This window comes from Sphingomonas caseinilytica, assembly GCF_023516455.1.
Classification (GTDB): Bacteria; Pseudomonadota; Alphaproteobacteria; order Sphingomonadales; family Sphingomonadaceae; genus Sphingomicrobium; species Sphingomicrobium caseinilyticum.
Genome location: NZ_JAMGBA010000001.1, coordinates 1,057,475 through 1,071,943, shown reverse-complemented (window position 1 = coordinate 1,071,943; position 14,469 = coordinate 1,057,475). Strand labels below are relative to the sequence as shown.

Annotated in this window: 15 protein-coding genes; 3 read left to right on the top strand and 12 right to left on the bottom strand. The window is 63.0% G+C overall.

Annotation, left to right across the window (positions count from 1 at the left end):
• Positions 1-18 precede the first annotated feature (18 nt).
• The 9 genes from LZ496_RS05405 to LZ496_RS05365 all read right to left on the bottom strand — a co-directional run bounded on the left by LZ496_RS05405 (position 19) and on the right by LZ496_RS05365 (position 8,512).
• Positions 19-552 (bottom strand): GNAT family N-acetyltransferase, encoded by a 534-nt coding sequence (locus LZ496_RS05405; protein ID WP_249903565.1) that lies wholly within the window; start codon positions 550-552, stop codon positions 19-21.
• Positions 549-941: a 30S ribosome-binding factor RbfA gene (gene rbfA / locus LZ496_RS05400; protein ID WP_249903564.1), complete on the bottom strand. Its 393-nt coding sequence runs from the start codon at positions 939-941 to the stop codon at positions 549-551. The genes LZ496_RS05405 and rbfA overlap by 4 nt, the downstream gene beginning before the upstream one ends.
• A gap of 95 nt (positions 942-1,036) precedes the next feature.
• Positions 1,037-3,565: a translation initiation factor IF-2 gene (gene infB / locus LZ496_RS05395; RefSeq protein WP_249903563.1), complete on the bottom strand. Its 2,529-nt coding sequence runs from the start codon at positions 3,563-3,565 to the stop codon at positions 1,037-1,039.
• A complete protein-coding gene (locus LZ496_RS05390) occupies positions 3,562-4,260 on the bottom strand; it encodes a DUF448 domain-containing protein (RefSeq protein WP_249903562.1) in 699 nt (232 codons plus the stop codon). Before LZ496_RS05390 ends, infB begins: the two co-directional genes overlap by 4 nt.
• Positions 4,241-5,884 carry a transcription termination factor NusA gene (nusA, locus tag LZ496_RS05385; RefSeq protein WP_249903561.1) on the bottom strand — a complete coding sequence of 548 codons (1,644 nt, stop codon included), beginning with the start codon at positions 5,882-5,884 and terminating at the stop codon, positions 4,241-4,243. Before nusA ends, LZ496_RS05390 begins: the two co-directional genes overlap by 20 nt.
• Before the next feature lie 5 nt (positions 5,885-5,889).
• Positions 5,890-6,426: a ribosome maturation protein RimP gene (gene rimP, locus LZ496_RS05380; protein WP_249903560.1), complete on the bottom strand. Its 537-nt coding sequence runs from the start codon at positions 6,424-6,426 to the stop codon at positions 5,890-5,892.
• Positions 6,427-6,568: 142 nt separating this feature from the next.
• Positions 6,569-7,147: a hypothetical protein gene (locus LZ496_RS05375; RefSeq protein WP_249903559.1), complete on the bottom strand. Its 579-nt coding sequence runs from the start codon at positions 7,145-7,147 to the stop codon at positions 6,569-6,571.
• Between the two features lie 103 nt (positions 7,148-7,250).
• The gene (locus LZ496_RS05370) at positions 7,251-7,694 is read right to left on the bottom strand and encodes a GtrA family protein (RefSeq protein ID WP_249903558.1); all 444 of its coding nucleotides are present in this window, start codon (positions 7,692-7,694) and stop codon (positions 7,251-7,253) included.
• On the bottom strand, positions 7,691-8,512 hold the full coding sequence (locus LZ496_RS05365) for a glycosyltransferase family 2 protein (RefSeq protein ID WP_249903557.1): 822 nt from the start codon (positions 8,510-8,512) through the stop codon (positions 7,691-7,693). Before LZ496_RS05365 ends, LZ496_RS05370 begins: the two co-directional genes overlap by 4 nt.
• Before the next feature lie 218 nt (positions 8,513-8,730).
• On the opposite strand from LZ496_RS05365, the gene LZ496_RS05360 reads away from it, so the two are divergent.
• Entirely contained in the window at positions 8,731-10,224 is a 1,494-nt protein-coding gene (locus LZ496_RS05360) for a hypothetical protein (RefSeq protein ID WP_249903556.1), read from the top strand.
• On the opposite strand, the gene LZ496_RS05355 is transcribed toward LZ496_RS05360, so the two are convergent.
• Positions 10,159-10,647 carry an isoprenylcysteine carboxyl methyltransferase family protein gene (locus LZ496_RS05355; protein WP_249903555.1) on the bottom strand — a complete coding sequence of 163 codons (489 nt, stop codon included), beginning with the start codon at positions 10,645-10,647 and terminating at the stop codon, positions 10,159-10,161. The two genes, LZ496_RS05360 and LZ496_RS05355, sit on opposite strands and share 66 nt — an antisense overlap.
• The gene (locus tag LZ496_RS05350; RefSeq protein ID WP_249903554.1) at positions 10,644-11,690 is read right to left on the bottom strand and encodes a type III polyketide synthase; all 1,047 of its coding nucleotides are present in this window, start codon (positions 11,688-11,690) and stop codon (positions 10,644-10,646) included. Before LZ496_RS05350 ends, LZ496_RS05355 begins: the two co-directional genes overlap by 4 nt.
• 40 nt (positions 11,691-11,730) lie before the next feature.
• Here LZ496_RS05350 and LZ496_RS05345 point away from each other — a divergent pair, with 40 nt between their 5' ends.
• Entirely contained in the window at positions 11,731-12,879 is a 1,149-nt protein-coding gene (locus tag LZ496_RS05345) for a PQQ-dependent sugar dehydrogenase (RefSeq protein ID WP_249903553.1), read from the top strand.
• A gap of 24 nt (positions 12,880-12,903) precedes the next feature.
• Positions 12,904-13,797, top strand: coding sequence for a glycoside hydrolase family 130 protein (locus tag LZ496_RS05340; RefSeq protein ID WP_249903552.1), 894 nt, complete (start codon positions 12,904-12,906; stop codon positions 13,795-13,797).
• Here the strand turns inward: LZ496_RS05340 and LZ496_RS05335 are convergent.
• On the bottom strand, positions 13,794-14,456 hold the full coding sequence (locus LZ496_RS05335; protein ID WP_249903551.1) for a peroxiredoxin: 663 nt from the start codon (positions 14,454-14,456) through the stop codon (positions 13,794-13,796). The genes LZ496_RS05340 and LZ496_RS05335 overlap by 4 nt on opposite strands.
• Positions 14,457-14,469: the final 13 nt, after the last annotated feature.

The following is a 14,469-nucleotide window of genomic DNA, read 5'->3' as shown; positions in this document are numbered from 1 at the left end:
TGACGAAAATGAGGGGAGTTATTGCCACTCGTCCTGAAGGATCGAGAAGAGAACTGTGTCGCGGACATGGCCGGTCCAGGTGATGCGGTCGGCGCGGAGCACACCTTCGCGGACCGCTCCCAGCTTGGTCATCGCGGCCTGGCTGCGCTTGTTGCGCTCGTCGACGCGGAACTCGATCCGCCGGAAGCCGCAATCGAAGGCGCGGCGGAGCATCATGTCCTTGACCCGGCGGTTGAAGCCTGTGCCGCGCAGGTGCGGCCGGTAATAAGTACCGCCGATTTCGAGGCATTGCCGGCTTTCGTCGATCCCGATGAAGCTCGACATGCCGGCAAGCTCGTCGCCCTCAAACAAAACGAACGTACGGTTGAGCTTGGCATTCGAGAAGGCATCGATGCTCTGGTCGAAATGATCGGGGTCGAAGCTGATCGAATAGATGGGCCAGATGTCGGGGTCTTCCGCGCAGGCCGCCTTGAGCGGTTCGCGCCATTGGTCGCCGAACAGTTCCGCCCGGCAACCGTCGCCGGTCATTGGCGCGTCGAGACCGTCGATCACTCTTCGTCGAGGTCCTGCGCGACGTGGTCGGAACGAAGTAGCTTGTCGATGTGGCTTCCCTCGTCGAAGCTCTCGTCGGCGAGGAATTTGAGCTTTGCCGCATATTTCATGCGCACGCGGCCAGCGACCTCACGTTGCAAATAGGCAGTGTTCGTGCGGAGCGCCTTCAGCACCGCTTCCTCGTCCTGGCCGAGCAGGGGCTTCACGAACACCGTGGCGTGACGCAGGTCGGGCGACATGCGCACTTCGGTGATGCTGACAAGGTGGCTTTGAAGCGTATCGTCATGCACGTCGCCGCGCTGAAGGATTTCGCTCAGCACATGGCGCACCTGCTCCCCGACGCGGAGCAGGCGGACCGAACGGCCTTCCGGAGTTTCCTTGGTGCGCATCTTACCCCTTACTCGTCATTGCGAGCGGAGCGAAGCAATCCAGGCTGGATCGCCACGTCGCTTCGCTCCTCGCGATGACGGCGTTTGATGATCGATCAAAGGGTACGAGCCCGTTCCTCGACCTCGAACACCTCGAGGTTGTCGCCAGCCTTGATGTCGTTGGTGTCGGCCAAGAGAACGCCGCACTCCATGCCGGCGTTCACTTCCTTCACATCGTCCTTGAAGCGGCGAAGCGAGGAGATGGTCGTCTTGGAGACGATGACATCTTCGCGCGTAAGGCGTGCGTGCAGGCCCTTCTTGATGATGCCTTCCAGCACCAGCAGGCCGGCGGCCTTGTCGCGCTTTCCGGCCGGGAACACTTCCTTGACCTCGGCCCGGCCGACGACATGCTCGATGATCTCCGGACCAAGCTCGCCCGCCATCGCGCCCTTCACCCAGTCGGTGAGGTGGTAGATGACGTCGTAGTAGCGAAGCTCGACCTTATTGCGTTCGGCCGTCTCGCGGGCCTTGGCGTTCGGACGAACGTTGAAGCCGATGATCGGCGCTCCGGTCGAGGCGGCGAGCGTCACGTCGCTTTCGGTGATCGCACCGACGCCCGAATGGAGCACGCGGACGCGAATCTCGTCGGTCGAGATCTTGTTGACCGCGCTGACGATCGCTTCGACCGAGCCCTGCACGTCGGCCTTGATGACCATCGGGAATTCGATCGTCGTCGAGGCGCGGTTGGCGAACATATTCTCGAGGCTGAGCGGCGCCGAAGTCGTGCGCTTCTTGTCGAGCACCGACTGTCGGTAGGAAGCGACCTCGCGGGCGCGGGCCTCATTCTCGACCACGGTCAGCTGGTCGCCCGCCGACGGCACGGCGCCGAGGCCGAGCACTTCGACCGGGAAGGAAGGCGGCGCCTCCTTCACCTGGCGGCCATGATCGTCGATCATCGCGCGGACCTTGCCCGATGCGGCGCCGACAACGATGACGTCGCCGACCCGCAAGGTGCCGCGCTGAACCAGCACGGTCGCCAGCGGTCCGCGGCCCTTGTCGAGCTTCGCCTCGACCACTGCGCCTTCGGCCGGACGGTCGGGGTTGGCCTTCAGCTCGAGGATTTCGGCCTGGAGGTTGATGGCTTCGAGAAGTCCGTCGAGGTTGGTCTTCTTGAGCGCAGAGACTTCGACGTCCTGAACTTCGCCGCCCATTTGCTCGACGATGATTTCGTGCTGGAGCAGCTCTTCGCGAACCTTTTGCGGGTTGGCGTCGGGCTTGTCGATCTTGTTGATCGCAACGATCATCGGGACGCCGGCCGCCTTGGTGTGATTGATGGCTTCAATCGTCTGCGGCTTCAGCCCGTCATCGGCGGCAACGACCAGCACGACAATGTCGGTGACGTTGGCGCCGCGAGCGCGCATTTCGGTGAAGGCTTCGTGGCCCGGCGTGTCGAGGAAAGTGATCTTCGACTTGTCCTTCATCGCCACCTGGTAGGCGCCGATGTGCTGGGTGATGCCACCGGCCTCTCCGGCGACGACCTTGGCGCCGCGGATCGCGTCCAGCAGCGAGGTCTTGCCGTGGTCGACGTGGCCCATGATCGTGACCACCGGCGGACGCGACTGCAGTGTTTCCGGAGCATCGACGTCCGCTTCGGCCTGGATGTCGACGTCGGAATCGGAGACGCGATTGATGCGGTGGCCGAACTCGACGATCAGCAGCTCTGCAGTATCCTGGTCGATCGTCTCGGTGATCGTGACGGGCGTACCCATCTTGAACAGTGCCTTGACGAGGTCGGCACCGCGCTCGCCCATACGCTTGGCGAGTTCCTGGACCGTGATCGCCTCGGGAACGTCGACGTCGCGGTACTGCTTGACCGCGGGACCGGACTGCTGATGGGCGCGCTTTTCCTTCTCGCGTGCGCGGCGAAGCGCGGCGAGGCTGCGGGCGCGGCTGTCGTCTTCGCCCGACAGGGCGCGGCTGACGGTCAGCTTGCCGGCGTGACGGCGATCGTCGACCCGGCCACGATTGGCACCCGGGTGGGCCGGGGCTGGGCGCTTCGGAGCGTGCGAAGGCGCGGAAGCCGGACGGCGGAATTCGCGATCGCTATCCTGCTCGGCAGTCTGTTCGGCCGGCGGAGCGGCAGCAGCCTGGGCGGCTTGCTCGGCAGCGAGGCGTTCGGCCTCGGCGGCGTCTTCAACTGCCTTGCGCGCGGCTTCTTCCTCGGCCTTGCGATTTTCCTCGGCGCGGCGCTTCTCTTCCTCGCTCTGCTCCTGCTTGGAGCGGTCTTCGCGGCGGCGTGCTTCCTCAAGCGAAGTCATGCGCGCTTCTTCGGCCTCACGCAGCAGGCGCTCCTGCATTTCCTTGCGGGCGGTGATGTCGTCCACAGGGCGCTTTGGCGCTGGAGCCTTCGGCGCGGGCGCGGCGGGCTTTGGAGCCGGCGCAGGCGCGGCGGCTTCCGGCTTGGCTTCAGCCGGCGGCGGTGCCTCGCCCGGCTTGCCCAGGATGCGGCGCTTCTTGACCTCGACCACGACGGTGTTCGAGCGGCCATGGCTGAAGCTTTGCTTCACCTTGCCGGTCTCGACCGTGCGCTTCAGGCCCAGCGGCGGCCGGGTGCCAAGTTTGGGCTTGTCGCTCTGGTCGGTCATGCGTTTCCTTCGTCTACAAATTCGTCAGCCGCACTCGGCCCAGCGGCGTCGCCGCCGTCTAGCCCAGCATCGGGATCAATGAAAGCACGCCACCGGTTGATGGCGTGAAGCACACGCCTTGCGGCGGCTGCGTCGGTCAGGGCGATGTGTACCACGTTCTCGCGGCCAAGCGCCATGGATAAGATGGTGCGGTCTTCCGGAAATACCAGTCCGGCCTTGTCCCCGCCGCCGACGCGCCAGGCCTGGTCGAGGCGCTTGTTGCCGTCCTCGCCGGCGTCGGACGAGTGGATCAGCAGATGCACCTTGCCCTGCCGGGCCGCGATCTCGACCTTTTCCGAACCGTTGATCAGCGTTCCGCCGCGCGCTTCCAGGCCCAGCCGGTCGAGGACCTGTTGGCGGAGAGCCTGCTCGGTCAGTTCGCCGAGATCGGCGGGTATGTCGAGCGTGCTGGTCTTGAAGGCGCGGGAAAGGGCGCCTTTCAGTTTGCCCTTGGAATTCGCCTCATCGAGCGCGGCACGGCCGACGCCGATCCAGGCGCCGCGGCCGGGTGCGCGGGCGCGAATGTCCGGTGCCACTTGCCCGTCCGGGCCGAGCGCAAGCCTGATCAGCTCCTCACGCGGCGCCGTCCGCCGGGTGAGGATGCAGCTGCGCTCCGGTACGTGCGCTTCTAGCGGATCATTGGTCCTTTTCCGCAACCGCGTCCTCCTCGGTTGCAGAAGCGGGAGCTTCCTCGTCCTCGAACCAATGGGCTCGGGCGGCCATGATGATCTCGTTACCCTGCTCTTCGCTCAGGCTATATTCGGCCAATATGCCCGCCTTGTCCTCGGCGCGCTTGTTGGTCGTTTCGGCCCGGCGGCGCGGCTCTGCGCGCTTCTTCTGGATCAACTCGTCGGTGGCGAGATCCGCCAGGTCATCGAGAGTAAGGATCCCGGCCTTGCCCAAGGTCACCAGCATCTGCTCGGTGAGGTAGGGCAGTTCGGCCAGCGCATCCTCGACACCGAGACCACGGCGTTCGTCGCGCGAAGCAGCTTCGCGGCGCTCCAGCGCCTCGGTCGCGCGGCTCTGAAGCTCGCCGGCGATCTCGTCGTCGAGACCCTCGATCGAAGCGATCTCGTCGACTTCGACGTAGGCCACTTCTTCCAGGCTGGTGAAGCCTTCGGCGACCAGCAGCTGGGCCAGCGTCTCATCGACGTCCAGTTCGGTCTGGAACATTTCGGAGCGCTCGACGAACTCGCGCTGGCGCTTCTCGCTGGCGTCGGCTTCGGTCAGGATGTCGATCTGCGAGCTGGTCAGCTGCGAAGCGAGGCGGACGTTCTGGCCACGGCGGCCAATTGCCAGGCTCAGCTGGTCATCCGGAACGACGACTTCGATGCGGCTTTCTTCCTCGTCGATGACGACGCGGCTGACGGTCGCGGGCTGAAGCGCGTTGACGACGAAGGTCGCGGTGTCTTCCGACCATGGAATGATGTCGATCTTCTCGCCCTGCAGCTCCTGGACGACGGCCTGGACGCGGCTGCCCTTCATGCCGACGCAGGCGCCGACCGGGTCGATCGAGCTGTCGTAGGAGATGACGCCGATCTTGGCGCGACTGCCCGGGTCGCGGGCGGCGGCCTTGATCTCGATGATGCCGTCGTAGATTTCCGGCACTTCCTGCGCGAACAGCTTCTTCATGAAGTCGGGATGCGCGCGGCTCAAGAAGATCTGCGGGCCGCGGGTTTCGCGGCGGACCGACATGATCAGCGAGCGGATGCGGTCGCCGACGCGGACCATTTCGCGGGGAATCTGCTGGTCGCGCCGGATGACGCCTTCGGCCCGGCCCAGGTCGACGACGACGTGGCCGAACTCGACCCGCTTGACGACGCCGGTGATGACTTCGCTGTTGCGGTCCTTGAATTCCTCATACTGGCGCTCGCGCTCGGCGTCGCGGACCTTCTGGAAGATGACCTGCTTGGCGGCCTGGGCCGCGATGCGTCCGAATTCGATCGGCGGCAGCGGGTCGACAATGAAATCGCCGACGGCGGCATCGGCCTTCAGCTTCTGCGCGCCCTTGATGTCGACCTGCTTGAAATAGTCGTCGACCTCTTCGACCACCTCGAGCACGCGCCATAGGCGGAGGTCGCCGGTGTTGGGATCGAGCTTGGCGCGGATATCGTTTTCGGCGCCGTAACGGGCACGGGCGGCACGCTGGATCGCGTCCTCCATCGCCTCGATGACGATGCCCTTGTCGATCAGCTTCTCGCGCGCGACCGCATCGGCGATGGCGAGCAGCTCTGCCTTGTTGGCGGTAGCGGCTGCGGGCGTAGGAGCGGCGGTGGCCATGGTGTTCAACCTTCCGTCTTGATCAAATCGGCGCCTTCGGAACTGAGCGGCGCGGTGGCGTTAATGAGCTTGTCGGTCAAGAGGAGCTTGGCCGACGCGATATTGGCGAACTCGATCTGGCGCTCGCCCTTGGGTGTCGCGACACTGATCGTATCGCCGGAAATTCCTTCGATGATCCCGGACACCTGCTTGGCCCCGTCGACCGGATTCGCATATTTGATCCGCGCTTCATGACCGGCCCAGTCGGCATAGTCCTTCAGGCGGGTGAGCGGCCGGTCGATGCCGGGCGAAGAGACCTCCAGGCGATAGCCGCCCTCGATCGGGTCGCGGCCAGCGGCTTCTTCGGCATCGAGCAGATCGCTGAGCTTGCGAGAAAGGTCGCTGCAATCGTCGATCGTCAGCTGGCGCGTGTCAGGCCGCTCCGCCATTATCTGCAGCGTCGGATCCGACGTTCCGCCGATCATCGCCACGCGCACGAGATCGAAGCCCAGTTCCTTGACGGTGGGCTCGATAAGCCGGGTGATGGCAGCGGTGTCGGTCAATCCGAACCTTTCGAAAATTCAAAACCCTCTCTGTGCCGAGCCCCTCCGGGCTCAGCCTCAACGCCTTAACGATGTCGAGGTGAGAGGCCGCCATATAGGCGCGTCATCTGGAACTCGCAAGCAGGGAGTCGGGCTGCGGTCGCTATTCGCTGCCCCAGGCCGCCGGGGGCGTCGCGACTGGGCGGGAAAGGTCGAACTCGACGCGGAAAAATCGGCCCGGCCGCCGCAGTTCGTAAGCGAACTGGCCCGGCCGATGCTCAACCGCCCAGACATTATCGACACCGGCGATATTGCCCTCGCGACGCAACAGGTCCTTGGTGAAATCGTCCGCCGGAAATATTTGCCGCTCCGCGTCGACGGGCGTGGTCGCGTCGCCGCCATATTGGGTGACACGATCCTCGCTTCCGTCGCGGTGGCGGTGGTCGTGCTTGAGGCGCAGGCCCGTCGCCGTTCGAGTGAGGACCCAGGTCCGGCTATGGTCGTCGCCGACGTGGAAGGGAATGCGGACGGTGTCAGCGGTGCACGTCACGACGTGCATGACCAGCGGCTTTCCGGCGAATGCTTCGTCCGCGGCAACCGGCGGGCTGACGATCCGGCCTTCGTAAGCCTGGCCGCACAGGGAGCCAAAGCCGGAGAGGAAGTCGCTTCGCGATGAGTCTATGGTGGTGCAGCCGGCAAGCATTGCGAAGGCCGCAACGGCGGCAAAGGAAGCAAACTTCATCGGCGGTAAGTCTCCAGCGCATGGTACTCGGCTCGGATGCGGACATAGAGCATGGCCGCATTCAGAAGCGAGAAGACATTTGCCACCATTGGCAGGCCGTCAGCTAGTAGGCCCGGAACACCCAGTAGCGATTGAGCAGGAAGCTGATGCAAGGAGTTGCAAACATCATCAGCGGGACAGGTGCGAATGGAGACAGATGCATCTGCTTCACCAGCAGCCAGATCCAGAAGCTGTTGATCATGAACGCCAGAAGTGAGGCGAGCAGGAAACGGCCTAGCTGAAGATGCTCGCGAACTGAACTGCCCACTGCAAAGCTGAAGCGGCTATGGGCCAAATAACCAGCGGCCAGGCCGAACGTGGTGCTGATGGCATTGGCCTTCAGCGGATCGATGGCGAAAATGAATATGATCGCTGAATAGACGCCGGCCGCGAACTGGGTCACGCAAAAGCCGGCGATGGCATAGCGGAGCAGTTGGCGGGTTGCCGGCAATGACAAGAGCTCGACTCCCGTCTTGATGGGTCCGCGCCGGAGCGCGCTCCGGATCATGCCGCGCGGGCTCGGCCGATCGGTTCGGCGATCGTCATCGATGGAACCGACGAGGACGGAAAGGAAAGCGGCGCTGCGTCCTTCGCGTAAAGCGGAGAAGCCCACAGCTTCCAGCGGCAAAGGCGATAGACGAGCGCGGTGCGCAAAACGCCAAGGCCATAGATGCAGCTGCGGCGGAAGTTGATGCTCGACGCTTCCGGGAAATATTTGGTCGGGCAGCTTATCTCGCCGACCTTGAACCCTGCCCACATCGCCTGGGCAACCATCTCGTTGTCGAAGACAAAGTCGTCGGAGCAGGCGGCCAATGGCAGGCGCGTCAATACGTCCCTGCTCCATGCCCGGTAGCCGGTGTGATATTCGCTAAGCTTGGCGCCCATCAGAAGATTCTGAACCGCCGTCAGAAAGCGATTGGCGATATATTTATACCGCGGCATTCCGCCGGTCAGCGCACCACCGCCCAGGATCCGCGAGGCCATCACGGCGTCATAGTGGCCCGAGGCGATCATACCTGCCATCGCCGTCAGCAGGCGCGGCGAATATTGATAGTCGGGATGAAGCATGACGACGATGTCTGCGCCGCGGGACAAGGCGGCCGAATAGCAGGTTTTCTGATTTGCGCCGTAACCTGCGTTGCGGGCGTGGATGACCGTATGGATACCCAGCCGCTCCGCCACCCTCACCGTGAGATCCGTACTGGCGTCGTCGACGAGGATTACGTCGTCGACGATATCGGTCGGGATTTCCGCAAACGTCTGTTCGAGCGTTTTTGCGGCATTATAAGCCGGAAGCACCACCGCAACTTTACGCCCGTCGATCACGCCATTTCCCCCCGAAGAAGAATGCTTCCGACCTAGGATGTTGAGATTAACATATTGTAAACCGTGAACAAGGCAGTAATCACAGGCTGTTGGCAGGGACGGGGATTAGTTTGACGAGTTTCATTTATTCTCCGCTGTCCGGGGACAGCCCGGCCGCGCCCCGTAGTTTGCCCCGAATAATCTTGCTGCTTCTCTGGAGCATTTTGGTCGTCTGGCTGATGACGGACCATGTGTTCTGGCGGGACGAGGTTCGGGCGCTGACCTTGGCCTTGTCGGGCGACAATACGATCGAGATGCTTCGGAACCTCCATGGCGAGGGTCATCCCGCCCTTTGGTATCTCCTGCTCCGAGCAGCGCATTGGGTCGCGCCCTATCGCGAGGTGCTCCCGTTTGTTTCCGCGCTTGTCGGCTTCGCGGCAATGGGCTTGTTCGCTTTATATTCGCCATTCCGCCTGGCGATCATTGGCCTGGTGCTGTTCAGTTTCTACGGCGCATTCGAATATGTCGTCGTCGCCCGGAACTACGACATCGCCGTCCTCGTCATGTTCCTGATCGCGGCGCTTTACGACCGGATCAAGAATAGCATCTGGCTCGGTCTGCTCATCGCACTGCTTGCAAACACGAACGTGCCAAGCTGCATATTGGCTGGCTGTTTCCTGCTGTTCCGGTTCATTGAGCTGTACAGCGATAAATCGGCGGAGCGATCGGATTGGGTGAGATTTTTCGCCAATTCGGTAATCGCGGCGATCGGCGCCTGGCTTTGCTTCATCACCGTCTATCCGCCTTTCAACGACGGAGCAGTGTCGAGCAATCTCGATACTCTCTCGCTCGCTACATTTGGCAGGGCCCTGGTGGACACTGAGCACGGATTTCACGTCGCGAGTTCGTCGCCCCTGCTGTTGAATATCGTGATGTTCGTAAGCATCCTGTCACTCGTCAGGAACCGACCGGCGCTGGTTGCTGCGATCGTGGCCTTCGTTGCCCTGAAGCAGTTCTACTATATCGTCTATCCGTCGGACTACCGGCACGAAATGCTGTTTCCCATCTACCTCTTGTCGCTGCACTGGATCGTCATCAAGGGAGGCGGCGAACCCCTTCCGGAACGCCACTGGACGAAGAGCATGGAAGTAGTGGGCGCATGGACATTGGCCTGCCTGCTTCTCGCGCAGACCGTTCGCCTGACCTTTCCAATCGAAGGACGCATCAGAGGAACCCCCTATACGAGGTCGGCCGACGTCGCCGAATTGCTGAAGCAGCCCAGCTTGCAGGGTGCCATTCTGATGGGCGATCCCGATACCGTCCTCGACGCCTTCAACTATTATGTCGATAACCCGGTGTGGATGATGCGGGAGGGGCGCTTCGGGGAATTTTCCCGGCTGATCAAGAATTCCCGAAGCGATTTGACCCTGGATGACGTGGTGTCCGATGCGCGTCGACTGCATCGGTCAACGGGACGGCCGGTCGTTTATCTCTCGACCACGAACCTCGACCGCTACGAACGTGCCAAACTCAAGTATATGTTTCACAATGTCCTCACGGTGACGCCGGAAAACAAGGCAAGATTCCTGGCTTCCATGGGTTTCGTGGCACGGCTTCGTCCCGCCCTGTCTGGCGAATCCTATGATGTCTACGTCTATCCGGCTACCTCAGCGCCCAAGGGCGCGGTTCTCGGCCTTGATCCGGACGGCAAGAATAGCCGCGTTCAGAAGTGAAAAGACGATCGCGACGCCCGGCAAGCCGAACACCAGTGGCAGAACGGCAATCTCTCCGATAACGACGAGATAGTTGGGGTGGTTGACCCAGCGATATGGGCCGGTCGTGACCAGCGGGGAGCCAGGCAGGATGATGATGCGTGTCGTCCATCGCTCGCCAAGCGTCGCGATGACCCAAACCCGACCGAGTTGGAGCAGGATGAACAGGATTAGCGGGATGATGTGGATGGGCGGTCCCGGTCCGAAGATCCACAGGACCGCCAGCCAGGAAGCGTGGAGCAGGACGAGGAACGGATAATGTTCGGGCGCCACTTCACAAGCGCCTCGCGCCAGCAGCCGCTTCGTGTTGCGTTGGGAGAGGAGCAATTCCGCGATCCGCTGCACCGTGACGAAGCATAGGATCGCGATCGCCGCCCAGCTCATGCGCGCTCCAGCAACATTCCGGCGCAGGTAAATCCCGGCCCGAAGCTGGTCAGCATCGTCCGCTGAGGAAGGCCGCGGGAGATCAGCCGGTCGAGGACGAACAGGACAGTCGGTGCGCTCATGTTCCCGCAGTCGTTAAGGACATCGCGTTCCAGGTCCAGTGTTCCGATCGGAAGCTCCAGCGCGCTTTCGATCGCGTCGATCACCTTCACCCCACCGGGATGACAGCAGAAGCGGTCGATGGAGTCTCTTCCGCAGCCGAAGTCCGCCAGCATCGTATCGACCGCCTCGGCCAGTTCCGCTTCCACGAATGGCGGAATGGCGCGGTCGAACACGACGGCGAGGCCCGGATCTTCGACCCGCCATCCCATGATGTTGAGGGTGTCTGGCCACATTCGCTCTCCGGACCCCGCGATGGTTGCAAATCCAGCGGCCCCGGCCTGCACCACCGCCGCCGCAGCGCCATCGCCGAAAATCGCGGTGGCTACGATCGCCGCCGGATCGTCGCTGTCGAGGCGGATGGCGATCGAGCAGGTCTCGATCGTCACGAACAGCCAGCGAGTGCCGGGCTCGGCGGCTGCCAGCCGCGCTGCGGTGGCCAGCCCGTTCACGCCGCCCGCGCAGCCCATCCCGAAGATTGGAACGCGGCGGATGTCCGCTCTGAGGCCGATTCCCGGGCCGTTTCGGGCGTCGAGGCTCGGTGTTGCAATGCCTGTGGTGGATACGGCGACCACTCCGTCGATTTCGTCAGGAGAAAGGCCTGCCTGCTCGATTGCCATCGTAGCGACGTCGCGAAACAGGGCGTCCGACGCATCCAGATAGAGCCTGTTGCGTTCCTTCCACCCGTGAGAATGTTCGTACCAATCAATCGGCGCGACGATGTGGCGCTGGGCGATGCCGGCGTTGTCGAAGACGCCTGCCAGCCGGTCGAACAATTCCTTGCGCCCGCCGAAAAGCTCGCGCGCCTTGGACTTCGCCTCGCTTTGTTCAACGATGTACGGCGGCACGGCCGTGGCTAAGGAAAGGATAGCGACCTTGTCCATGGGAGCCTTTCGTGTCGCCCCTGCCATCAGGAGAAATTGGATGAGCCGAAGAGTTTTGCAAGCAGCAATGATCGCGACGCTCTGCGCGGCTTGCCAGTCGGAAGGTGCGGCTCAGCGGGCGGCAAGCGCGGACCAGCCCTTTACGGTGACCGAAGTGGCGGATTTCGACACGCCCTGGGCCATGGCCTTCCTGCCGGGGAGCGGCTTGCCGCTGACCAACATGGCGCTTCTGACCGAGAAGGAGGGCAAGCTGTGGCTGGTCGACGTCACCAATGGAAAGCGCACGGAAGTCGGCGGCGTTCCGAATGCCGTGGTTGCCGGGCAAGGCGGGCTTGGGGACGTGATGCCGCATCCGGACTTCGCCGGTAACCAGCGCGTCTATCTGTCCTTCGTCGAAGGCGGTCCGGGCGGCACGAGCGGCGCGGCGCTGGGCTATGGCACGCTCGATCTTAGCAATGTCGCGGCGCCGGCCTTGAAGGACTTCAAGGTCATCTGGCGGCAGCAACCCAAGGAGTCCGGCAGTGGCCATTTCTCGCATCGGATCGCGTTCGGGCCGGACGGCTACCTCTACCTGACGTCGGGCGAGCGGCAGGAAATGACACCAGCGCAGGAATTCGGAGGTAACCTCGGCAAAGTGCTTCGCCTGACCGCGGAAGGCGCACCCGCGCCCGGGAATCCCTGGGCATCGCGGGGCGGGGTCGCGGCGGAATTCTGGTCGATGGGCCATCGCAACCTGCTCGGCATCCAGTTCGCGCCGGACGGGCGGCTGTGGGAAAGCGAGATGGGGCCAAAGGGCGGTGATGAGATCAACCTGATCCTGCCGGGCAAGAATTACGGCTGGCCGCTTGTATCGAACGGCAGTCATTATGATGGGAAGGATATCCCGGACCATAAGCAGGGCGACGGTTTCGAGGCGCCGAAGGTCTGGTGGACGCCGTCTATCTCGCCGGGCGCAATGATGATCTACACCGGCGACAAATTTCCGCAGTGGAAGGGCGATGCGCTGGTTGGCGCCTTGTCCGGCGAGGCGCTGATCCGGGTGGATATCGACGGCGACAAGGCGACCAAGGCCGAGAATTGGCCGATGGGCGCCAGGATCCGGGCGGTGGACCAGGGACCGGACGGCAGTGTCTATCTACTCCAGGACGGCAATAGCGGGGGCAAATTGCTTCGGCTCGATCCGAAGTGATGCCGCCGCGAAAGGCCTGAGGCGATGGTCGCCTATGTCGTCGAACAGGTCGACCAAGTTTGCCTTACGGCGGCCGAGCCGCTGAGATCGATGGACTGGATGAGTCCCTATGTCTGGGCTCGCGAAGGCAAGCTGTGGCTGATGATGCGCGGCGTGCCAAAGCCGCTGGGCGTGGACGATCCGACCGGCATCATCTGGTGCGGCTGTTCCGACGACGGGCTCAACTTCCTGATGGACGACAAGCCGGCGATCGCGCCCGGTCCGGAGGACGCAGACGCCGGAGGGGTCGAGGACCCGACCGTCGAGCCGACGGACGACGGCTTGTTCGTCTTCTTCACCGGCGTGGAGGCAGGGCGGCGGCAGGGATCGTTGCTGCTGGCGACCGGCAAGGACATTCACAGCCTCAAGAAGCGCGAGGTGATCCTGAAAGCGGCCGAGGGGGAGGGCAATATCAAGGAAGCCACCCTGTTCCGGGCGGCCGATGACAGCTGGCGGCTATTCTATGAATTCGCCCGCGATGATGCCTCGCGGATCGGCATGGCCAGCGGCCCTGAGATCGGCACGGAATGGACCGTCCTGAAAGAGGTCATTCCTGTGCGGGAGGATAGTTGGGACAATTGGCATCTGTCGCCGGGGCCGATCGTGCAATGTCCCGGACGCGATCCCGTCATGTTCTACAACGGCGCTACCCACGATGCGCGCTGGCGTATCGGCTGGGTCACGCTCGACCGCAATTGCGAATGCGTCACGGACCGCGGCGTGGAGCCGATGCTGGTCCCGCCCCCGGCGAAGGACCGGTCTGAAACCGACATCGCCTTTGCCGCATCGGCGATCCTCCAGCAGGATGGATCGACCCATCTCTATTATTCGCTGGAGGACCGGATGCTGTCGCGCGCGACGGTGCGCGCCTATGATTAGTCCGCCGGTTGCGGAATGCGGCGGAGGTAGGGCTTCACCGTTTCCCAGCCGTTCGGATATTTCGCCTTGGCGTCCTCGTCGCTGACCGACGGCGGGATGATGACATCTTCGCCCGGCTTCCAGTTGACCGGGGTCGCGACCCCCTTGTTCTCGGTCAGCTGGACCGAATCCAGAAGGCGCAGCACCTCGTCGAAGTTGCGGCCGCTGCTCATCGGATAGAGCAGCATGGCGCGGATCTTCTTGTCCGGGCCGACAATGTAGACGGTGCGGACGGTCGCATTGTTGGCCGCGGTACGGCCGGCGGCGGTTTCACCTGCGTCGGCCGGAAGCATGTTGTACTTCTTCGCGACGCTGAGGTCGCTGTCGCCGATCACCGGATAGTCGACCTTGTTCCCCGACACTTCCTCAATGTCCGGCAGCCAGTTCCTGTTGTCTTCATTGGCGTCGACGCTGAGGCCGATGATCTTGGTGTTGCGCTTGGCGAACTCATCCTTGAGGCCGGCCATATAGCCGAGCTCCGTCGTGCAGACCGGGGTGAAGGCCTTCGGGTGAGAGAATAGGATTGCCCATTGGTCGCCGATCCAATCGTGGAAATGGACGGGGCCGGTCGTCGTTTCCGCCGTAAAGTCCGGGGCAACGCTTCCAATCGAAAGAGTCATTTATTCTTCCCTC